The sequence below is a fragment of the Anaerococcus lactolyticus ATCC 51172 genome (assembly GCF_000156575.1).
Classification (GTDB): Bacteria; Bacillota; Clostridia; order Tissierellales; family Peptoniphilaceae; genus Anaerococcus; species Anaerococcus lactolyticus.
Genome location: NZ_GG666055.1, coordinates 42,907 through 65,475, shown reverse-complemented (window position 1 = coordinate 65,475; position 22,569 = coordinate 42,907). Strand labels below are relative to the sequence as shown.

At 34.9% G+C, this 22,569-nt stretch carries 15 protein-coding genes and 1 pseudogene; 14 read left to right on the top strand and 2 right to left on the bottom strand.

Going from position 1 to position 22,569, the window contains the following annotated elements:
- Positions 1 to 68: 68 nt before the first annotated feature.
- From HMPREF0072_RS12675 to HMPREF0072_RS09440, 4 genes and pseudogenes are all read left to right on the top strand, one after another.
- Positions 69 to 431 (top strand): annotated as a pseudogene (locus tag HMPREF0072_RS12675) (ATP-binding cassette domain-containing protein); the annotation flags it as partial.
- A gap of 165 nt (positions 432 to 596) precedes the next feature.
- Positions 597 to 1,430 (top strand): ATP-binding cassette domain-containing protein, encoded by an 834-nt coding sequence (locus HMPREF0072_RS12670; RefSeq protein WP_322785203.1) that lies wholly within the window; start codon positions 597 to 599, stop codon positions 1,428 to 1,430.
- The gene (locus tag HMPREF0072_RS09445; RefSeq protein ID WP_004829891.1) at positions 1,423 to 2,385 is read left to right on the top strand and encodes an ABC transporter permease; all 963 of its coding nucleotides are present in this window, start codon (positions 1,423 to 1,425) and stop codon (positions 2,383 to 2,385) included. Before HMPREF0072_RS12670 ends, HMPREF0072_RS09445 begins: the two co-directional genes overlap by 8 nt.
- A 1-nt stretch (position 2,386) precedes the next feature.
- Positions 2,387 to 3,298, top strand: coding sequence for a sugar phosphate isomerase/epimerase family protein (locus HMPREF0072_RS09440; RefSeq protein ID WP_004829888.1), 912 nt, complete (start codon positions 2,387 to 2,389; stop codon positions 3,296 to 3,298).
- A 445-nt stretch (positions 3,299 to 3,743) separates the two neighbouring features.
- On the opposite strand, the gene HMPREF0072_RS09435 is transcribed toward HMPREF0072_RS09440, so the two are convergent.
- Positions 3,744 to 4,001: an AbrB/MazE/SpoVT family DNA-binding domain-containing protein gene (locus HMPREF0072_RS09435; RefSeq protein ID WP_039931414.1), complete on the bottom strand. Its 258-nt coding sequence runs from the start codon at positions 3,999 to 4,001 to the stop codon at positions 3,744 to 3,746.
- A 401-nt stretch (positions 4,002 to 4,402) separates the two neighbouring features.
- Between HMPREF0072_RS09435 and HMPREF0072_RS09430 the strand changes: the two genes are divergently transcribed.
- On the top strand, positions 4,403 to 5,926 hold the full coding sequence (locus HMPREF0072_RS09430) for an ATP-binding cassette domain-containing protein (RefSeq protein WP_039931412.1): 1,524 nt from the start codon (positions 4,403 to 4,405) through the stop codon (positions 5,924 to 5,926).
- 117 nt (positions 5,927 to 6,043) lie between these two features.
- Here HMPREF0072_RS09430 and HMPREF0072_RS09425 read toward each other — a convergent pair whose 3' ends face one another.
- Positions 6,044 to 6,985, bottom strand: coding sequence for a hypothetical protein (locus HMPREF0072_RS09425; RefSeq protein WP_004829880.1), 942 nt, complete (start codon positions 6,983 to 6,985; stop codon positions 6,044 to 6,046).
- A 237-nt stretch (positions 6,986 to 7,222) separates the two neighbouring features.
- On the opposite strand from HMPREF0072_RS09425, the gene HMPREF0072_RS11190 reads away from it, so the two are divergent.
- The 9 genes from HMPREF0072_RS11190 to HMPREF0072_RS09380 all read left to right on the top strand — a co-directional run bounded on the left by HMPREF0072_RS11190 (position 7,223) and on the right by HMPREF0072_RS09380 (position 21,702).
- Entirely contained in the window at positions 7,223 to 9,103 is a 1,881-nt protein-coding gene (locus HMPREF0072_RS11190) for a peptidoglycan amidohydrolase family protein (protein WP_004829877.1), read from the top strand.
- Between the two features lie 172 nt (positions 9,104 to 9,275).
- Complete coding sequence (locus HMPREF0072_RS09415; RefSeq protein WP_004829875.1) at positions 9,276 to 10,208, top strand: DMT family transporter; 933 nt, start codon at positions 9,276 to 9,278, stop codon at positions 10,206 to 10,208.
- Positions 10,209 to 10,676: 468 nt separating this feature from the next.
- Positions 10,677 to 12,878, top strand: coding sequence for an ABC transporter substrate-binding protein (locus HMPREF0072_RS09410; RefSeq protein WP_004829874.1), 2,202 nt, complete (start codon positions 10,677 to 10,679; stop codon positions 12,876 to 12,878).
- Between the two features lie 348 nt (positions 12,879 to 13,226).
- Positions 13,227 to 15,422, top strand: coding sequence for an ABC transporter substrate-binding protein (locus HMPREF0072_RS09405; RefSeq protein ID WP_004829872.1), 2,196 nt, complete (start codon positions 13,227 to 13,229; stop codon positions 15,420 to 15,422).
- A gap of 565 nt (positions 15,423 to 15,987) precedes the next feature.
- On the top strand, positions 15,988 to 16,950 hold the full coding sequence (locus tag HMPREF0072_RS09400; RefSeq protein ID WP_004829869.1) for an ABC transporter permease: 963 nt from the start codon (positions 15,988 to 15,990) through the stop codon (positions 16,948 to 16,950).
- A gap of 1 nt (position 16,951) precedes the next feature.
- The gene (locus HMPREF0072_RS09395; RefSeq protein WP_004829866.1) at positions 16,952 to 18,904 is read left to right on the top strand and encodes an ABC transporter permease subunit; all 1,953 of its coding nucleotides are present in this window, start codon (positions 16,952 to 16,954) and stop codon (positions 18,902 to 18,904) included.
- Between the two features lie 8 nt (positions 18,905 to 18,912).
- Positions 18,913 to 19,911: an ABC transporter ATP-binding protein gene (locus tag HMPREF0072_RS09390; protein WP_004829864.1), complete on the top strand. Its 999-nt coding sequence runs from the start codon at positions 18,913 to 18,915 to the stop codon at positions 19,909 to 19,911.
- On the top strand, positions 19,901 to 21,517 hold the full coding sequence (locus HMPREF0072_RS09385; RefSeq protein ID WP_004829861.1) for an oligopeptide/dipeptide ABC transporter ATP-binding protein: 1,617 nt from the start codon (positions 19,901 to 19,903) through the stop codon (positions 21,515 to 21,517). The genes HMPREF0072_RS09390 and HMPREF0072_RS09385 overlap by 11 nt, the downstream gene beginning before the upstream one ends.
- Positions 21,514 to 21,702, top strand: a complete 189-nt coding sequence (locus HMPREF0072_RS09380; protein ID WP_004829859.1) for a hypothetical protein — start codon at positions 21,514 to 21,516, stop codon at positions 21,700 to 21,702. Before HMPREF0072_RS09385 ends, HMPREF0072_RS09380 begins: the two co-directional genes overlap by 4 nt.
- Positions 21,703 to 22,569: the final 867 nt, after the last annotated feature.

The following is a 22,569-nucleotide window of genomic DNA, read 5'->3' as shown; positions in this document are numbered from 1 at the left end:
AAATTAGGCGATAGAAATATCGTCTAATTTTATGTAACAATTGCTTGACATTGTAGGGGAAAACGACCCTTATGAATATACTTGCTGGTGTCATAGATTATGATTCTGGCCAAATTTTCTATAAAGAAAAGCAGGTAGATAAAGATAACAAGGGTATGGAATTTTTAAGAGAAAAAATTTCCTTTGTCCACCAAGAATTAGCATTAATACCAGATTTAACTGTAGCAGAAAATTTATTTTTTGGTCAAGAAATTAAAAAATCATTTTTTCTTGATAATAAAAAAATGAATGAGAATGCCAAAGATATATTAAAAACATTACAGGTAGAAATTGATCCAACCTTACGTGTAAATAATCTAAATTCATCCTACCAACAAGTAATTGAAATATCAAAAGCAATTATGAAAAATTCTGAGGTTATAATCCTTGATGAGCCCACATCATCTCTTAGTGAAAATGAAATAAAGGAACTTTTTAAGGTTATAAGAAAGCTAAAAGATCAAGGCATAGCAATCATTTTTATATCTCACAAGTTAAATGAAGTTTTAGAAATATGCGATTCATATACGGTATTAAGGGATGGAGTACTTGTGAAAATGGGGCAAATAAATTCTTCATTAAAAGAATCTGATCTTGCAAAATTCATGGTAGGGAAAGACGTTGACAATAAAAATATTTATACAAAAAGAAAACTTGGCCCTGTAATTTTAAAGACGGAAAATTTAAGTAGGGACAAAGAGTTTGAAGATATAAATATAAGTATAAAAAAGGGCGAAATAGTTGGAGTAACGGGTTTACTTGGCGATGGAAGAAGTGAAGTTTTTGAAACTATCTATGGAAATAAGCCTAAGTATGAAGGAAAGGTTATTTTTGAAGATAAAGAAATAAAATGTAATTCAACTAGTAAATCCATACAAAGAAAAATATCTTATGTTCCAAGAAATAGAAAAACTAACTCCATAATAAAACATTTGTCAATTTCTGACAATCTTAATATATCAAATTTTAGAAATTTGAGTAAAAATGGAATAATTGAAAATGATAAAATAGAAAAACAAAACAAATTTTTTAAGGATAAACTTAATATAAAGTTGGCAAGTTTTAGTGATTTAATAACATCACTTTCGGGTGGTAACCAACAAAAAGTAATTATTTCAAGAGCTTTAAGTATAAATCCTAAAATAGTTATACTTGATAATCCGACCCAGGGGGTTGATGTAGGTGCGAAATTTGAAATTTACCACCATATAATAGAATTAGCTGAAGAAGGAATAAGCTTTTTTATCCTATCGAATGAAGCTCATGAAATAATGGAAGTTTGTGACAGAGCCTATGTTATGTTCCATGGGCAAATAAGAAAAGAACTTCAAAGAGAAGATTTCTCGGAAGAACATATTATGACAATAGCAACAGGAGGAGACAATGAGTGAAAAAAAGAAAAAATTAAGGCTTACGGACTATAGCTCCATAATTGCTTTTTTGGTAATTTTTTTCATAGCAGTTTTGGTAAAAGGAACAACATTTCTAAGTCTAAGAAATTTTACAAATATACTTCTTAACAACGCAGTAATAGGAATTATAGCCTTGGGAATGACTATGATAATCATAACTGGTGGAATAGATCTTTCCGTAGGATCACAACTTGCCATGTCTGGTCTTATAGGAATTACTGTATTAAATACAACAGATAGCATTTTACTTTCAATACTTGCAAGCCTTGTAGTTGGAATTTTAAGTGGACTTTTATCTGGAGTTTTAATATCAAACTTTAAAATACCAGCATTTATAGTTACTTTGGGAACTACAAGTATTTACAGGTCGTTAAGCCAATATTTTTATCATGGTGGTGGAATTTTAGCAAAAGGAACTAAAGTCGACCAATTTTTGGCAATATCAAACACAAAAATTTTAGGAATAATCCCAACTCTTGTCTTATATTGGTTAATACTATCCTTAACCATAGGTTTTATAATGAAAAAAACAAACTTTGGAAGATATATATATGGATCGGGAAGTAATGAACAAGCAGCAAACCTATCTGGAGTAAACACCAAAAAAACTGTAATGCTAACCTATGTTTTAGCAGGATTTCTAGTTGCTCTTGCATCTTTAATGGAAGCATCAAGGCTAGGTAGTATGAACTCGGCATCATCAGGTCTGTCCTATGATATGGACTCCATAGCAGCTGTAGTAATAGGCGGAACAAGAATGTCTGGTGGTTATGGAACAATAATAGGAACAGTGTTTGGAACGCTAACACTTGGAATTATAAACAACATGTTGAATTTATTGGGAGTAAATTCATTTCTAGTAGGAGCTATAAAAGGTGCAATAATAATATGTGCTGTTTTACTACAAAAATATTTAGAAAAAAGAGAGGAATAAAATGAAATTAGGTTTTTTAAGCTCAATAGTACCAGATTTATCCTTTGAAGAAGTTATAGATTTTGCAGCTGAAGTTGGTTACGAAACAGTTGAAGTAGCTTGTTGGCCAAGTGGAAAATCTGAAAGAAGATATGGTGGAGTAACCCATATAGATGTTTGTAACCTAACAGAAGACAAAATATCCTATATAAAAAAATATTGTGAAGAAAAAAATGTAAGCATATCAGCTCTAGGATACTATCCAAACAACATGGATCAAGATCTAGAAAAAAGAGAATTTTATAATAATCATTTGCTAAAAGTTATAGATGCAGCAGATAAATTAGGAATCGGTCTTGTAAATACATTTATAGGAAGAATGACAGATAGAAACTTGGAAGATAATATCAATGAATTGAATTCTGTATGGGATCCTATCCTTGCACACGCAGAAAAAAGAAACATAGCCGTAGGTATAGAAAATTGTCCGATGCTTTTTACCTATGATGAATGGCCGGGTGGTCAAAATCTTGGTTCATCGCCACATAACTTTAGATTAATATTTGAAAAGCTCAAATATAAAAAAATAGGAATCAACTTTGATCCTTCTCACCATATTATTCAAGATATGGAATATGAAGAATTTTTCAAAAAATTTAAAGATAAAATCTACCACCTCCATATAAAAGATATGAAAATTGATAGAGAAAAATTAAATGAATATGGAAGGCTTGTCCCTCCAAATTTTTATACAATTCCTAAAATACCAGGACATGGAGATGTAGATTGGTCAAAATTTATAAGATCAGCTAGAGAAATAGGTTACAATGGACCTGTTGTAGTCGAAATAGAAGATAGAAGTTTTGAAAATAGCCTTGAAGATAGGCTTAATGCTTTAAAAATAAGCTATAGATATATGAGAAATTATATGTAAATTTTAAATACAATGAAAGTGTATGATATATTTGATACTAATGGGTATCTATAGACTGTAAAAAATATGTACAGAAACCTCCTAATTAAGAAGAATTAAAACTAATTAGGAGGATTTTTTATACTTGAGATTATACTTACGATTTTAGAATAGCTTAGTATAATTCGTACCATTGTCTTTAAATATCTCTATTATATGAATGTTAAGTTTAAGTATTAAGAGAAATATTAATTCATCATTCTCGTAAAACCAAATAATTCGGATATCCATATTTATAGAAGATTCCCATATGTCATCAATATCTTGTATTTTCTTGGTTCTTAAAGATGAATGGGTAGGATTTTCGACGAAAAATTTAATTTTCTTTTTAGTTTGTTTCTTTTCTATTTCAGATAATTTTTTATAATGTTTTTAAAGGCTTTTGAATAAGTGATTTTATAAGCCATTACTTATCTAATTCCTCAAAAAGAGAGTCGATTGAATCGAATACTGGCTGTTTACCATTTTTTATAGATTCTTTAATTTCATTTACTTGAGCTTTTAAATTTTTTATGACGTGTTCTGGATAGATTGCAACTGGAACAAGGATAATTTTCCCATTATCTTCAATTGCTTCAAATTGGTCTCCTTGTTTTAAGCCCATAGAATTTACAATATCTTTTGGGATGGTAACTTGTGATTTAGCTTTTAGTTCAACAAACATGAATCCCCCTTTAGTTAGAAAGTAATACTTTCTAACTAAATTGTAATTCATCCAAGAAAAAAGTCAAGTATTGGAATTTGTATTTGAATTTATAATAATCCTTATCAAAAAAATTTATATTTTTATCAAAACTTGTCAGTTAGAATCTTTTAAATCTGAGATTTGAAAAAATTATAAAAGTAGTATAGTAAAGTTATAAACGAATAAGGAGAATTGTATAGAAATGATTTTATAAGCAATATGGAAAGAGATACTGATTTTGCTGAGGCTTTGCCTTGGTGTGTTTTGGTATGCCATATTGTGGATAAGATTATTCTTTTTGGGATAGGTCTGTTCACTTGGGACGGACTTTTTTTGTGGTAAATATTATTCATATGTGGCATATCGTCCTAGGAGGATATATGTTACAGATAAAAAACTTAGACATAACTTTGATTAAAGATGATAGGAAATTATTGGAAAATTTCAACCTAGCCTTAAATCCAGGCGATAAGGTAGGTCTTATTGGTGAAGAGGGTAATGGCAAGTCGATTCTTTTAAAGACTATAGTTGATAGGGGAGAAGTTGAAACTTATGCTCAAATAAGGGGAGAAATCCACAAAAAAGGCGAGATTATAGCCTATCTTCCCCAAAGCCTTGATGAAAAATTCTTGGCAATGACAGTTCACGACTACATGGACCAAGTCCTTGACCCAAGCCTTATAGATTATAATAAATTTTACAAGTATTTGGATGATTTTGGTCTGGATGAAGATTTGATTTTTGGAGACATAAAATTATCGGATTTGTCAGGCGGGGAAAGAGTTAAAATCCTTCTTTTGTTTGAACTTTTAAAAGATCCGACTTTATTTTTATTTGATGAACCGACCAATGACTTGGATTATGAATCGGTTAAAATTATTACCGATCTTATGAAAAAAATGGAAATCTCTTTGATTTTTGTTTCCCATGACCCAGCTCTCTTGAGGGAAGTGGCAAATAGGCTTGTTCACCTGGAGCAAGTTCACAGGCGCCAAGTCCCAAGACATACTGTATTTAACGGTGGCTATGAGTCATATATAAAAGAAAGGGAAAATCAGATAAGGATACAAAATGCAAGGGCAAGCAAAGAAAGAGAAGAATTTGATAAGAAGGAAGAAAGGTACAGAAGGGTCTACAATTCTGTAAAATACGCCATAAATACGACAAAAAATGATGCTGAGGGCAAAAATCTAAAGGATAAGATGGCTTCTGTAAAATCTTTGGAAAAAAGACTTCAAAAGGAAAAGGAAAAGCTCACTCCAAGACCTGATTTTGAGGATGCGATTGGAATATTTTTTGATGATAATATCGAGATTCCAAGAGCCAAAGTAGTTTTAGATTTTAAAATGAATGAGCTAAGGGTTGGAGGAAAAAATCTTTCTAAAAATATTGAGATACAAGTTAGAGGACCTCAAAAAATTTGTATAGTAGGTAAAAATGGTGCGGGTAAGACTAGTCTTTTAAAAAAGATTTATAAAAGCTTAAAAAATTCTGATTTGAAAATAGGATATATGCCCCAAGATTATTTTGAATATTTAGAAGATAAGGAAACTCCTATTTCCTACCTTGTAAAGCAAGATAGTAAGGAAGAAAAAATAAGGGTTTCAAATCTTCTTGGCAGCTTAAATTTTTCAAGGGAAGAAATGGAAAGAAGCCTTAAAAGCTTATCAGGCGGTCAAAAAGCCAAAGTGTTTTTTGCAAAAATGAATGTGGAAGGGGCTGAAGTCTTAATCCTCGACGAACCGACCAGAAACCTATCTCCCCTTTCCCAACCAGAGATTATAGAAAGTCTCAAAGCCTATAAAGGAGCGATAATTGCTGTTTCCCACGATAGGGATTTTATAGATCAAGTTTTTGACCAGGTCTACAAGCTTGATTATAATGGTCTTAGAAAAATAAAATAAAAATTATAGGAAATCTAGGCAAAGTTATTGTTTGCAAATCTTTATAATTTAGAAAAAAGATTATTAATAGATCTAGATGCGAAAAAGACGGGAAATTCCCGTCTTTTTGTGCTTATTTTAGTTTTTTCCTGTATAAAGGGTTGAGGATCCTGGGTAGAGTTTGCCTAGTTCATCAAAGAGGAGACCGATGTCGCCGAAGCCTGTTTGTTCTAGGCGTTTTTGGGCTCTAGTGTAGGCTAGGTCTATATCTTTGTTTGGAATTTTATCTACGACTTCTTTTTTGAATTCATAGTGGTTTACCATGGCTTCCTTAAGGGCCTCGTAGTCTCTTTCGTTTGAACCGAATTTGATTAGGTCTTTGTAGTCTTCTGGATTTGCTGCACCTGTTTCTTCGTCTTTATTTTCATTTTCATCTGTAGATCCTGTTAGGATTTCTTGGGCCATTTTTACGTAGTCGTCGTAGTAGGCTAGTGGGTCTTTGTCATAGGCTTCGTGGAAGGCTTTTTCTACTTCTTTGTCTGTGAATGACCAAATTTGGTTGTAGTCTGCACCATTTTCTACCATGAGGTTTCTTTCCCATTTGAATTTATCACCTATAGAATCATCTGTGCTTTTTTTCCAGTAGTATTTTGTTTCGATTGATTTTAGTGGGAATTTAAGTGACTTGTCTGGGTATTGGCCTGCGAGTTCTTGGAAGAAGAAGTCTTTTACGTCCCAATATCCAGTTCTTTCGCTCATTTCTTCACATTTTTTGTAAAGGTCTATTAGTTCATCGTCATCTAGTTTTCTAGCAAGTGATGGGTCAAATTCTCCTATGTTTACCATGAGTTTTTTAAGGTTTTTGCCTGTAATTTCAAAATTACTTTCGTTTGCCTTCTCATCTTTAGGTGCTTCTTTTTCCTTTTCTTCTTGCTCTTTTTCTTTTTCTAAGTCAACCTTGCCGTCTAGGGCCTTGGCTATGGTTTCTTCAGAAACTTTGGATTCTGGTAGGTCGCTTCCTTTGCAACCTGTTATTACAAAGCCTAGGGCGAGGGCTAGGATTATTGTTTTTCTATTCATATTTCCATCCTTTTTAATTCCGTAATTATATAAATTGATATATATAATGATACCATTTTAATGAATTTTATAAAGCTATCAAAAAGATGTAGGATTTTTTCTAGGCAATATAAAATCTTTACAAATTTGTAACCTTTTTGTTGCAATTTCTTAGAAAATATTATATAATAGGGGTAGATTTTAGAATAGAGAACGAATGCCTGTAATTAAATTGTAATATAAGAGAGGGAAAAGACAATGAAAAAAATTAATAAAACTGTCCTGCTCGCCTCGACATTATTTATAACTTCCGCTATTAACCTAGCTGATAATGCCTATGCTAATGAAGATGTATTTGTCAAAGAGAGTGTGGATAAGATTAGCGAGGATAATGAAGGACTTGTTGATAAAACTCAAGAAATAGAAAGTAAGTCTTATAATAACTTAGATTTTAATGAAGTTAAACCTAGCGCTGATTCTACTTTTTCAAGTCTTGAAAAAACTGATAAGGATGCGACTAAGGCTCTTGATGAAGCTAAGGATAAGTCTAAGGATGGACAAGTTGATCCTAAGGCCATTCCAACAGTAGAAACTGGGACTCCTGCTGAGAAGAGAATTCCAGGTATTATTTACTATGACAATAGGGATCTTGATGAGGCTTTAAAAGAAGAAAAGTCTCTTTCTAGCGAGGTTAAAGACCTTCATAGCGAACAAAGCGAGATTGAAGAAGAAAATTACTACACAGGTTCTGCTGGTGGTTATTTTGTTAAAAAGAATAATAGGATTAACTATTATATAAACAATAAATTAGTTAGAAATGCTAATGTTAAGGTCAATGGTAGGATATATAGGGCTGATAAATTTGGTACTATTACAAATCCTAGGAATAAGTGGCTAAATATTGGCAAAGACATTTATTACAACAATAAAAATGGAAATATCCTTAAGGGTATTAACCAAATTGGTAAGTTTAAGTTCTGTTTTTCACAAGATGGTATTCTTGAGAGAAACAAAAAAGTTCTTACCAAAGATTCTTACTATGAAGTAGACAAGACTGGTAGGATGAAGACTGTTGCTAATAAGTGGGTCAATGTTAATAATGATATCTATAGGGTACTCGGTAATGGCAAGGTAGCCAGGGGTGTAACTAGGATTGGTAACAATGACTTCATGTTTGATAATGACGGCAAACTTCAAACCAACAAAAAAATGATTGTTTCAAACAAGTATTATGAAGTTAATGCCTCAGGTATAGTTACAAATCCAAAAAGCAAGTGGTTTGCTCTTGATGGCCAAACTTACTGGGTTAAGGAAGACGGCACTGTCGCTAAGGGTGCAGTTGAAGTTAACGGAAATACCTATGTATTTAACTATAATACTGGAGCAATGATTGCTGGTAGACCTTCCATAACTAATGGTCAATATTATATCACAGATGAAAAGGGTATATCTCAAATTATTAAGGATTCGTGGGTAACTTTTGAAGGTAAGACCTTCCACACAAATGAATCAGGCTATATCCAAAAGGGCCTTTGGGAAATTAATGGCAACCTATATTGTTTTGACAATGGTGGTTTACTTTTAAATTCTACCTATACTCAAAATGGAATCATATACAAGACAGATGAAAAGGGCATTGCAAGGATTGCAGGCTATACTGTAGTAGGCGATAAGGACATCGACTGCGTAATGCAATGGATGTTTGATGCTAAAAACAAACGCATGACTTACAATATGGGTCGTGGAAGAGTTACAGAAAAATCAGCAGACTGTTCATCAGCAGTGTTCAGATCCTTAATCTATGGTGGATTCTTAAAATCAGATGCCTATGTAGGCAATACCGAAACCTTATTTTCTATGGGAGATAAGGGAGAGGTAATGTACGAAATAGGCCCAGATGAGATAGACTATGGCGATATATTCGTAGCAGGTGTTCCAGGCAAGTCCTTAGGTGAGGGCGGCCACACAGGCTTTATCTTAAATAAAAACGAAGATACAATTATCCACATGAACTATTCAGGTAATGGAGTTTCAATCACTCCAAGGATAGGAAACATGGGAGATAAGTCAGGCAGACCTGTAAAATACTTTAGGCTAGTAGGTGGTAAGTCTGATAGGCGATTCGTTGATAAAAAATAATAAAACAAAAACTAGGTCAGATTGACCTAGTTTTTTTGTGGGTAATTTTATGATTAATAAATTTTTTATATAAAAATTTTTAATAAAATAGCTAAGAAAATAAGGCACAAGTATAATGTTAGGGTGTGTAGAAACCAAAAATAAGATAAGGAGGATTATGAATTAATAAGTTATGGAAAAGAAAAATATAAACAATGGTTTCTTAGGCAAGATAATGTTATTAATAGTAGCGATTCTTTGGGGCTCTTCTTTAACGGTAGTTAAATTAGCATCCGACACCTTTAGACCTAACATGATCCTTGCTATAAGATTTACTGTATCAGCTATAATTTTATCAATAATATTTTGGAAAAAACTAAAGGCTATGACCAAACACGACATCAAAAATGGTTTATTAATAGGAGTGTTTTTGTTTATGGCGTACTCTATCCAAACAATTGGTGTAGGATATACAGACCCAGGAAGGTCTGCATTTTTATCTGCATCTTATTGCGTAATCGTACCATTTTTGGCATGGTTTGCCCTTAGTAAAAAACCTGATAGGTTTAATATCATTGCAGCAGTCTTTACAATTGCAGGCATATACTTTGTATCCATGGCAGGTGGAAAGGGAGGTTCGGTTTTTGACCAAGGAAGAGAAGCCATAATTGGTGATGGACTTGCCCTATTAGCAGGACTTTTGTTCGCGGCCCACATAGTAGCAGTCACAAAATTATCTGAGGGCAAGGACCCAATCCTTATGACCATCTTACAATTCACAATGGCAGCAATCTTATCAATCATAGTGACCCTTGTATTTGAAGATAATTCTGCCATGGTTTTAAGTAAAAAAGCCATTTTTGGAGTAGGCTACCTTGCTATAATGTGCACAACTGTTGCCCTCCTCCTACAAAATATCGGACAAAAATATGCATCAGCATCTTCAGCCGCCATAATCCTGGCTACCGAATCTATTTTTGGCATCATAATTCCAGTATTTATGGGAATTGAGTCATTAACAACAAATAAGCTCATAGGCTTTGCCCTAATCTTTATAGCTATAATAGTATCTGAAACAAAGTTGAGTTTTCTAGGTTTCCAATCAAGTAAAGAAGGGATAGCTTAGAAATTAAAAATAAAACTTAAGAAGAAATTAAACATAAAAAAATCTCGGGAATATTGATATCCTTAAATTAGATTTTAGGTCTAACTTTTTTGAGGACAATTCATCTTCCCGGGATTTTTTAATTTAAAACCACCTCTTCTTGTGTAAATCTTTGTTAATATATTGATTTATGAAAAAAATTAAAATTATTTTTTGCATATTATACTAATAAAAGAATAGAACGAGTTAAAAAATAAAAAATAATGATAAGGCTTTTCCTAGTTAGCATAAAGAGGTTTAGCGCTATACAGTATTGTCAAATGTGAAAGAAGATACAAAATTTTTTAACATATTCCTTGAAATAATGATAGATGTTTGAATAAATATAAAACCAAATAAAAATAAATACGAAAATAACCCTTGACAAACTCACATCATCATAATAAAACAATAAACTATAAAAGCTAAACAAAATTTTAGGGGGAAAAAATGAAAATGAAAAGAATTTTCTCTTCCATGATGGCCCTTGGCCTTGCAGCAACCCTTGTTGCTTGTGGTGGAGATGAAGCTAAGAAAGATGATGCTGCTGATAAGAAAGAAGATCAAGCAGCTGATAAAGCAGACGATAAAAAAGAAGATTCTAAAGAGGGGCAAGAACTTTCAGATGATGATAAAAAAGCCTTAGATTCTTTCGAAAAACAAACTGCAGATGACACTCTTGTAATTGGTACATCTGAAATGAGTGGAGACTTCTACCCAGGTTGGTCTAACAACTCTTACGATGTTAAGGTTAGAAAACTAATCGGTATCTATGGCAATAACTCATATGATACTCTTGTTCAAGATGAGGCTGGTCAATGGCAATACAACTCTGCATGTCTAGACAAAGAGCCAGAAACAGTTAAAAATGCTGATGGATCAGAAACAACTACTTTCACACTCAAAAAAGATTTGAAATGGTCAGATGGTTCACCAGTAACCTCTGATAACTACCTATTTAGTGCACTTTTCCATTCTTATCCTTCTTACCAATTGGTAACAGGATCAACTAATATAGGTTCAAACTCATTAAAGGGTTATGAAGCTTACAAGAATGGTGACAAGGATGTATTTGAAGGTCTACAAAAAGTTGACGATCAAACATTCAAGGTAACTGTAGATGCTTCCTTCCTACCATACTTTGAGGAAGAATACCTAAAGGTAATAAGCCCATTCCCAACCCAAGCTATTTCTGAAAACCTAGCTGTTGCACCAGAAGGAAACAAGATTATAGCTAAAGATGGCTACAAACCAACAGATGCAGAAAAACAAGAATACGTTAAAAACATCGATGCTCAAATAGCTAAATCAAAAGAAGACTTTGATGAAAACAATCCAGCACCAAAAGAAGATGCAAAAGATGAAGAAAAGAAAGCATATGAAGAAGCTAAAAAAGCTCAAGAAGCAAAAGTAGCTGAACTTGAAGGCCGTAAGAAAGGCGATGTTGATGCAACAAGCATGCTAATTGAGGAAGCTATGCAAAAAGAATTCAACGAATATAGGACAGCACCAAAGATTTCTGCAGGTCCATACAAGTTTGATTCTTTTGAAAACAACATGGCAAAACTAAGCCTAAACGAATATTACCAAGGTAACTTCAAGGGTGATAAGGCTACAATTCCACACGTAATCGTACAAACAGTTAACAGCAAAATCGCAATCAACCTACTAGAAAATGGCGACATCGATATTTGGGATTCTGAAGCAGAAGGTGCTCTAATTGATCAAATGAGAGCTGCAGCAGACGAAGGAAAAATCGGTGGCTACAACACCTTTGAAAGAAATGGTTATGGTAACGTAACATTTATCACTGATAGGGGAGCTACAAAATATAAAGAAGTTAGACAAGCTATCGCTCACTTGATGGATAGGAACTCTTTCGTTCAATCATTCGCAGGTGGATATGGTGTAGTAACTAACGGTATGTACGGTACAAGCCAATGGATGTATAAGGAAAGAGGAGCTGACCTAGAAGCAAGCCCAGAATTCAACAAATACACCCTAAACCTAGAAGAAGCAAACAAATTATTGGATGCAACACCATATAAATTTGAAAAAGATGGTAAGACACCTTGGGATAAGAAAAAAGCTGATGAAGAATATTCTAAGAACCCAGATGGATTTGATTACTATAGGTATGATGAAAAAGGAAAGAAACTTCAAGTTAACCAATACGGTTCAGATGAATCTCCAATTACAACTCTAATTTCAAATCAAGTACCTGCTAACGCTAAACAAGTAGGTATGGAATACAATGTAACAGCAGGTTCATTTGCAACACTCCTTGATCTTTACTACTATCCAAAGGATGATGCTGAATATACAGCCTTCAACATGGGATTAGGATTTGAATCACCATACGATCCATGGTATCAATATTCTTCTAAGGGTCCAGATAACCACACAAAGACAAACGACCCTAAGGCAGATGAAATCACAGAAAAATTACGTAGAACCGACCCTAAAAATAAGGAAGGCTACTTAGACGCTTGGGAAGAATTCCAAAAATGGTACAACGACTACCTACCAGAAATTCCTCTATACTCTAACCAATACCACACAGGTTACTCAAAGAGGGTTAAAGGCTTTGACGTCAATACACCAGTTTGGGAATCACATGATCAAATTAATGCTATAAGAATAGAGAAATAAGTTACCCTTAACTAAATTAAGTACACAACGAAGCAAGGATTTATCCTTGCTTTTGTTGTGGGAAAATTTGTATATTATACAATCGAATTCATTATAAAAACTTTTTGAAATTAGATTTGCGTAAAGAGTTTACAAAAACCCCATATTATATCTTAGATTCGAAAGGAATATGAAGTGATTTGAAAAAAAATGCAAAGAAAAACTCGAAAATGATTGAAAAATTGGTGGGATATTAGAATATTTATGCAAAAAACTGAAAGGTCAAAGGCTCACAAACTTGACAAATTCAGTTTAATAAGATAAAATACTATACTATAAAAAGTTACTTAATTTTTAGGGGGAAAATTTATGAAAATGAAAAGAGTATTTTCATCACTTATGGCCCTAGGCCTAGCTGCAACTCTAGTTGCTTGTGGTGGAGATAAGGCAAAAGATGCCGAAGAAAAAAAAGACGACAAGGCAGCAGAAGCTCCAGCTGATAATAAAGAAGCACCAGCTGATGGCGAAGAAGCAAAAGATGACAAGGCAGAGCTTGACTCTTTTGACAAACAAACTGCTGATGACACCTTAGTAATCGGTGCTGTTCAAGAGTTTAACGGAGACTTCCTACAAGGTTGGACAAACAACTCAATGGACGTTAAGGCTAGAAGATTCCTAGGAATCGAAGGAAATAACGGATACGGTACAGTTGTTCAAGACGAAGGTGGTCAATGGGTTAACAATGCTGCCGTTCTTAAAGAAGATCCACAAGTTGTTAAAAATGCTGATGGATCTGAAACAACAACTTACAAGATTAAAGAAGACCTTAAGTGGTCAGACGGTAAACCAGTTACAGCTGATGACTACCTATTTGGATCCTTACTTCACACCTATCCATCATACCAATTAGTAACAGGATCAACATCAATCGGTGATGACCCACTAATGGGCTATGAAGCATACAAGAGTGGTAAAAAAGATACTTTTGACGGTCTAAAGAAGATTGATGACTATACTTTCAGCGTAACAGTTGATGCATCATTTCTACCATATTATGAAGAAGCAGCTCTAAAAGCCTTCGGACCATATCCAATGCACGCTGTATCTGACAACCTAGCTGTATCTAAAGAAGGTAACAAGATAGTAGCTAAAGAAGGTTACAAACCAACTGAAGAAGATAAGAAAAAATACATCGAAAATATCGACAATCAAATAGCAAAATCTAAAGAAGATTTCGAAGAAAACAACCCAGCACCAAAAGCTGATGCAAAAGAAGATGAGAAAAAAGCTTACGAAGAAGCTAAAAAAGCTCACGATGAAGATATAGCTAAACTTGAAAAGAGAAAAGAAGGCGATATCGACCCAACAAGCATGCTTATTGAAGATGCTATGATTAAGGAATACAACGAATACAGGATTAAACCAACTGTAACATGTGGACCTTACAAATTTGATTCATTTGGAAACAACATGATCAAAATGAGCATCAACGAAAACTATGCAGGTAACTTCAGAGGCGAAAAACCATCTATTCCACACGTAATTCTTCAATACGTAAACAAAAAAATCGCAATCGACCTACTAGAAAATGGCGACATCGATATTTGGGAAGCAGAAGGCGAAGGTCCACTAATCGATCAAATGAGAGCTGCAGCAGACGAAGGTAAAATCGGTGGCTACAACACATTTGAAAGAAATGGTTATGGTAACGTAACATTCTTAACAGACAGAGGAGCTACAAAATATAAAGAAGTTAGACAAGCTATCGCTCACCTAATGGATAGAAATAACTTTGTACAATCATTCGCAGGTGGTTACGGTGTTGTAACCAACGGTATGTACGGTACAAGCCAATGGATGTATAAGGAAAGAGGAGCAGATCTTGAAGCAAATCCTAAGTTTAAGAAATATCAATTAAACCTTGATGAAGCTAATAAACTTCTTGATGCGACTCCATACACATTCGAAAAAGATGGAAAAACTCCATGGGATAAGAAAAAAGCTGATGAAGAATTTGCTAAAAACCCAGATGGTTTCGAATATTACAGATATGATAAAGATGGTAAGAAACTTCAAGTTAATCAATACGGTTCAGATGAATCTCCAATCACAACCCTTATCTCAAACCAAGTTCCAGTAAATGCTAAGCAAGTAGGTATGGAATACAACGTAACAGCTGGTCCATTTGCAACCCTACTTGATTACTACACTAACCCAAAAGAAGATGCTGAATATACAGCATTCAACATGGGTACAGGATTTGGTACACCATTCGATCCATGGTACCAATACAACTCAAAAGGATCTGACAACAAGACAAGAACAAATGATCCAAAAGCTGACGAAATCACAGTTAAACTTCGTCAAACAGATCCAAAAGATAAAGAAGGTTACCTAAATAACTGGGAAGAATTCGAAATGTGGTACAACGATTATCTACCAGAAATTCCTCTATACTCTAACCAATACCACACAGGTTATACAAAGAGAGTTAAGGGATTCGATATCAACACACCAGTTTGGGAATCTGAATACCAAATCAATGCTATGAGCTTAGAAAAATAAGAAAATAGATAAGACAAGGCCAGCTGGTCTTGTCTTTTTTTATGAAAAAGAAAAAGATGATGGTTAAAAGAAATTATATTATTAGCTTGGAAGCTTAGAGGGGCTATCTTAAAATTTATACTAAAGTGAAAAATATTTTGAGAGTTTGAGAAATAATTTGTATAAAAGGATTAAATCATGTCTAATTAAATGTGCTAAGCTACCGCAAAGATGAAATAAATAGAGTATAATATAAATGTAATTATTAAAAAAATTTAGCGAGGCAAGTAATTACTAATTTAGCTGTTAGGTTTTTTTGAAAAAAATATGACTTACAGTAAATAAAAATTTATGCTAGCTATCCTTATCAATATTTACAAAACTTTATAAATATACAAAAAAACCTAGAAAGAGCCCTTATCATTTGGGAGAAAATAGGATTTTTATAAAGTTTAAGGTTGACAAAAGCGTCTAAATATAATACTATTGTAGGTATAAATTATATGATTGAGGACTGGGCCCAAAATTAATTGAAACGTTGACCAATACATAAAAGCCCGTCCAAATCAAAACAGGAAGGATATATATGTTACGTTATATAGTTAAGAGAATTTTAAACTTAATACCAGTAGCTCTTATAATATCTATCATGCTTTTTGCCTTTTCTAAGGCGATGCCAGGAGATCCTATCCAGGCTATGATCCCTACTACAGGTAGGATGACCAAGGCACAAAAAGAAGAGATGTATAAGAATTTACAAGCTAGGTATGGCTACGATAAGCCTCTACCAGAACAATATGTTAGATGGCTAGGTAGGACCCTTAAGGGCGACTTTGGTGAGTCTACTAGAGTTAGAAGACCAGTTAAAGAGTACCTATCCGAACCACTTAAAAATACAATTTATTTAAATATAGGTTCTACAGTAATTTCCTTTGTGCTTTCGGTGCTCATAGGAATTAGGTCGGCTACCCACAAGGGAGGCATTTTCGACAAGACGGCCCAGACTTTGACCCTAGTTGGTCTATCTGTACCGACCTTCTTTATTGGACTTATTTTGATATTCTTCTTTGCCTTTAGGTTAAAGATGTTCCCTGCAAATGGTATGCCTAGGGTTAATGCTTTTGCAGAATGGTTAAAATATCTAACCCTACCTACTTTGACCTTAACTGTAGGATCCCTTGCGTCCCTTTCTAGGTATGTAAGAAATTCTATGTTAGATGCTCTTGACCAAGACTATATCAGAACAGCTAGGTCTAAGGGTTTAAAAGAAAAGACAGTTGTATATTCTCATGCCTTTAGAAATGCTTTAATTCCAGTAGTTACAGCGTTGACATGGGCAGTACTTGGTATGTTCTCAGGTTCTGCTATTACAGAGAGGATTTTTTCCTACAGGGGAATAGGTAATGAGCTTATTACTGCGGTAATGGCGCAAGACTACAATATCATTCTTGCCCTATCAATGTTTTATGCCATCCTTACCCTTTTAGGAAACCTATTGATGGATATAGCTTACGCCCTAGTAGATCCAAGAGTTAAGTTGGAGGCTTAATATGAATAGAAAAATAAATAAACCATTTAAATCTTATCTTAGCTTCCTAAAAACTTATTTTTTAAGAGGGTTTACTTTTGCGACTGGCATGGAAGATGATATCCCAACTCCTAACAATGAAAAGGAACCAAATACAGATGTTCATGCAAATAGTCAAGGTGGACCTGACAAGGAACCAGAAAATGACAAACTAAAAGAAGAAGCTATCATGAGCCCAGGTAAGGTTGCTATTAGAAATTACTTTAGAAACCCTCTTGGTGTTATTGGGCTTGCTATGTTTATAGCTATAGTTCTTGTGATTTTTGTAGGTTCAAAATTATTACCATTTAACCAATATTATTCTCAAGGTAACTTAACAAACGTAGCCCCAGGTGCTGGATATATGAATTATCCAAGTGCAATGGAAAAAGAAGGTGTTGAAAAGATTTCTATAGGTAACACTTTTGCCGTAGGTCTTACAAAAGAAGGCAACATATATTATTGGGGCTCTGATAACGAGGATAAGGTCCTTTCTATGCCTGAAGGAGTTAAAAATAATCTAGAGGGTAAAAAGATAATAGATGTAGCAGCTGGTGATAGACACATTCTTGTTGCTACTGATGATAATAATGTATATGGTTGGGGTAATAAGACTTTCGACCAAACAAAAGTGCCTGGTATGCAGGCAGCTCAAATCAAAAAAGAAGGTATAGCAAAAATTGGTGGGGGTACCCAATATTCAGTGGTTCTAACTAAGGCTAACAATATTGTTATTTGGGGTTCTACCTTAGCATCAAGACTTGATATGATTCCTTCTAAGATTCAAGGACAGATTGTAGATTTTGATTGTAATACTATAAATGTAATTGTTGTTAAAAAAGATGGGTCTGTTGATCTTCTGGGTGTTAGAGGTGCAGAAAATGATACAGCTATGCCTGCTGAACTTAGGGAAGGCAAGGTTAAGGCTAAGAAGGCAGTTCTTACTGCAAATTCTGCTGCGGCTCTTACAGAAGATGGCAAACTTTATGTTTGGGGACCATCTAGAGATAAATTATCTGGTGACTTTGTACCAAAATTCGATGCTAAAATCGTAGATATTGAAGCCGGAGATTCTGTATTATCAGCTCTTGATGAAAATGGAAAATTATATCAATGGGGCGTTGATAATTACGGAGAAACTAAAACACCAGAAGGTGAATTTTCTCAAATATTTGAAAATTACTTTAATAACTATGCTGTAGATAAAGAAGGAAAAATTAAAACTTGGGGACTAAACGGTTTTAGGTTTGGTTCAGATGACCAAGGTCGTGATATCTTTACAAGACTTATCCATGGTGGCAAGATGACTATGATCATTTCCCTTATTTCGTCAATCATCCAAATTGGACTTGGTGTTTTAATAGGTATGGTTTCAGGTTTTGTTGGTGGTAGAGTTGATAATATTTTGATGAGGATTTCAGAGATTGTTGCGTCATTCCCATTCTATCCAATGCTTATTTCCCTATCAGCTCTTCTCCCACCAGGAGCTAGCCAAGAGCAAAGAATAACTATGGTTATGATTCTTTTGGGTGTCTTAGGTTGGACAGGACTTGCCCGTTTGGTGCGTGGACAAATCCTTGCAGAACGTGAGAGGGACTATATTACTGCGGCCAAGGCCCTTGGTGTTAAGGACTGGTCGATCATGGTTAAGCACATACTCCCTAACGTCCTTTCAATTGTAATAGTAAATGCGACAATTGGTTATGCAGGTAACCTTCTTACTGAAAGTGGTCTTTCATTCTTAGGTTTTGGTGTTCAAGAGCCTACACCTTCTTGGGGCAATATGCTTACAGCTGCCCAAAGTTCAGATGTACTTAACACTTACTGGTGGAGATGGGTATTCCCAGCCCTAGCAGTATTCTTGACATCATTCTCAGTTAACCTTATTGGTGATGCCCTAAGAGATGCAATTGACCCAAGAGCAAACGAGAGATAGGTGAAATTATGAGCTTACTTGAAATAAACAATCTTCATACCTACTTTTCTACTAGACGTGGTCTAATTAAGGCTGTTAATGACGTTACCCTCTCTGTTGATGAGGGTAAGACTTTGGGTCTTGTAGGTGAGTCTGGATCTGGTAAGAGTCAGACAGCGATGAGTATTCTCCAGTTGTTTGAATCTAATCAAAAAATCTATGGTGGTGAGATAATTTTCGAAGGGGAGAAAATCTCCGACTATAATACAAGCCAAATGGAGCATATCAGGGGTAATAAGATTTCTATGATCTTCCAAGAACCTATGAGTTCTTTAAACCCTGTATTTACTGTAGAAAAACAACTTTCTGAAGTGCTAATGCTTCATAAAAAAATGAATAAAAAAGAAGCTGCCGAAAGGGTTAAGGAACTTTTAGCGGCAGTTAAAATTCCAAACCCACATGTAGTTACTAAGCAATATCCATTTGAGTTATCAGGTGGTATGAACCAAAGGGTTATGATAGCTATGGCACTTGCTTGTGAGCCAAAGCTCCTTATAGCTGATGAGCCAACTACAGCCCTCGACGTAACAATCCAAGCTCAAATCTTAAGGTTGATGAATGACCTTAAGCATAAGGCTGGTACATCAATCCTCTTTATCACCCACGACCTTGGTGTTATTAACCAAATGGCTGATGAAGTAGCTGTTATGTATTGTGGACAAATCGTTGAGCAATCACCAGTAGAATTTATCTTCAAACGTGATATAACAGATTTCAACCACCCATACACTGTAGCGCTCCTAAATTCTATCCCATCTATCACCTCAGATAGGAATGAGAGATTGGATATAATACCAGGCAGCGTTCCTCACCCATTAAACTTACCAGAAGGTTGTAAGTTTGCTGATAGGTGTAAGTTTGCTACAGAAAGATGTATAAAAGAAATGCCAGAATTAAAGGCAGTTAATGAAAATCAATTGATTAGATGCCATTACCCAAATAGAAAGGAAAGAGAAGATGGAAAATAAAGACAAAAAGGTCTTATTTAAGATAAGAAACCTTAAAAAATATTTCCCTCTTAAGAAAAAGGGTCTTTTTCACAAGGGCCCGGGCGAATATGTCCATGCCAATGAGTCTATATCTATAGACATCTATGAGGGTGAAACACTTGGTCTTGTAGGAGAGTCAGGTTGTGGAAAGTCTACCTTTGGTAGGACTCTTCTACAGATATATGAGCAAACAGAGGGAACAACCCTATACTACGGAAAAACCCTAGAAGAACTTGCCCCAGAATACATGGGCAATATGATCAGTAAAATTCCATCAAAATTCCCTAACTACCACAAGGAGTTAGAAGAATTAAATAAGATTTATGAAGATTTAGAAAAATCTGAAACTGATGAAGCCAGGGCAATGAACAACGAAAAAGCCATGTTCAAACGTCGTGAAATCGAAGAAGAATACCTTAACATGATAAGGATTGCTGGTGGACTTCTTGCTTCAGATGACCTAAATAAGGTTTCAAAGATACTAAGTGACGAATACCAAATCTTAAAAGAAAGAGCCAAGGTTTATATCGAAATAGAAGAATTCGAGCAAAAGGCTCAGATGATGGTAAGAACCTGGGATGAATACTACAAAATTCTAGATGAAGATCCAAAATATAAGGAATTAAAAGAAAAGGCTGATGCCATAACCAAGAGAGTCGAAGAAAAAAGAGCTGAAATCGAGGCTTATAGAGATACTCTCAGGGATAAGGAAAAGTTCAATGAACTTGAAAAAGAGCTTGATCCAGGTATCGACCTATCAGAATTAAATAAAGAAGAAATGAGAGAATTACGTAAGGATTTACAAATGATTTTCCAAGACCCTTACGGATCTCTAGATACAAAGATGACTGTAGGAAATATAATTGGTGAAGGTGTACTAGGTCACAACCTTTTCAAATCAAGAAATGAAAAAGGTTACAACGAATACATCCAAGAAACTATGGGAAAATGTGGTCTTGCTCCATACTTCCTACACAGATATCCTCACCAATTCTCCGGTGGCCAAAGACAAAGAATAGGTATAGCAAGAGCCCTTGCCCTAAAACCAAGCTTTATAGTTTGTGACGAGGCAGTATCTGCCCTTGACGTATCTATCCAGTCACAAATCATCAACCTTCTTCAAGACCTAAAAGAACAAAACAACCTAACCTACTTATTCATTACTCACGACCTTTCAGTAGTAAAATATATATCTGACAGGATAGGTGTAATGTACTTAGGAGTAATGGTAGAGCTTACAGACTCTGAAAAAATATTTGCAAACCCACTCCACCCATACACAAAGGCCCTACTTTCAGCTATACCAAGAACTGATGTAGACCAAGGTCAGGAGCTAGCAGTAATCGAAGGAGATATACCGTCAGCAGTGAGACCACCAAAGGGATGTAGGTTCCACACAAGGTGTGAATATGCAATGGACATCTGCAAAAACTTTGAACCAGAACTTAAAGATGTTGGCGATGGTCACTACGTAGCCTGTCACCTAATGGACGTATCTGAAGAAGAAAAAGAAAAAGCTCATGCAGCAAACCTTGCTCGTAGAGCCAAAGAAGCTGAAGAATTAGAAGAAATAAGCGCTATATGAAAAGACCAATAGACAGGTTCAAGGGGAAAACTAGGGAGGAAATCGAAGAAAAAGAAGCCCTCCTAGATAAAGATAATTTAGAAAAAGGGGATAGGCTAGCAATGTTTCTAGCAGCAATGAGGGTCTTCATGCCCTTTGTTCTCCTAATCCTCGCCCCAATATTTTTAATAGCATATTTCATGTGAAAACCAGGATTTTATAAATTCTGGTTTTTTTGTTCCAGAAAACTATTAATAGTTTTTATCCTAGATAAATTATCAATTTTGTTAATCCTAGATTAACTATATCTTGTATATTTTTTAGCCATTAACGTGGCTGCTCCGTTCAAAGGGGAGGCCCAAGGGACCTTCCGCCGCTCTCGGCCGCTGGGCAAATTGTCCATCACCCGCCTCCCCTTAAATCCTGGAATAGCCCGTCGGCTCGTGGAGACCAACACCCCCGAGCGGCTCCTTGTGCGGAGTGCGGATAATGATGCTTGCCTTTCGGCAAGCTTTTTTGTGTAGAGTGAATTACTTTGTATAAGATTACGTATCTTCATACTGATTTCTTATCGTCGGGTTGCTAAAAACTGATAACTCGCTATCGCTCAAACAATCAGTTTTCTTAACGCAACCCTAGATTAGAAATCTTTACCCAATAAAAAGGAGAATTAGTCTCGAAGTTCCAGATTTTGCTGGGCTCGTTTGGCTTCGCCAAACATTGCTAAATTAGTGTTTGTTTTCAAACAAAGAAGAAAAAATCACAAGACTATATATTTTAAAATACCAAGCATCCGTAAAGAAAATTGCACTGACAGCTTTTTACGAATACAGAAAACAATAAATACTGTGAACTAATTTTTAAATAAAAAATATAAGTCAGACTAGATTGCAATTTTTAGGAGGATTGGGATTTTAAAAAGTAAGAAGATAGAAATACTAAAACGAAGACGAAAACCATATTTAAAAAAGATTTTCGAAGAAAATCTACCCTATTTGCTCCCCGCTATAGGGGCCGCTCGGGGGTGTAGCGGAAAGGGGGCCTGGGGGAACCCAGTGAGGGACCCTGCGGAA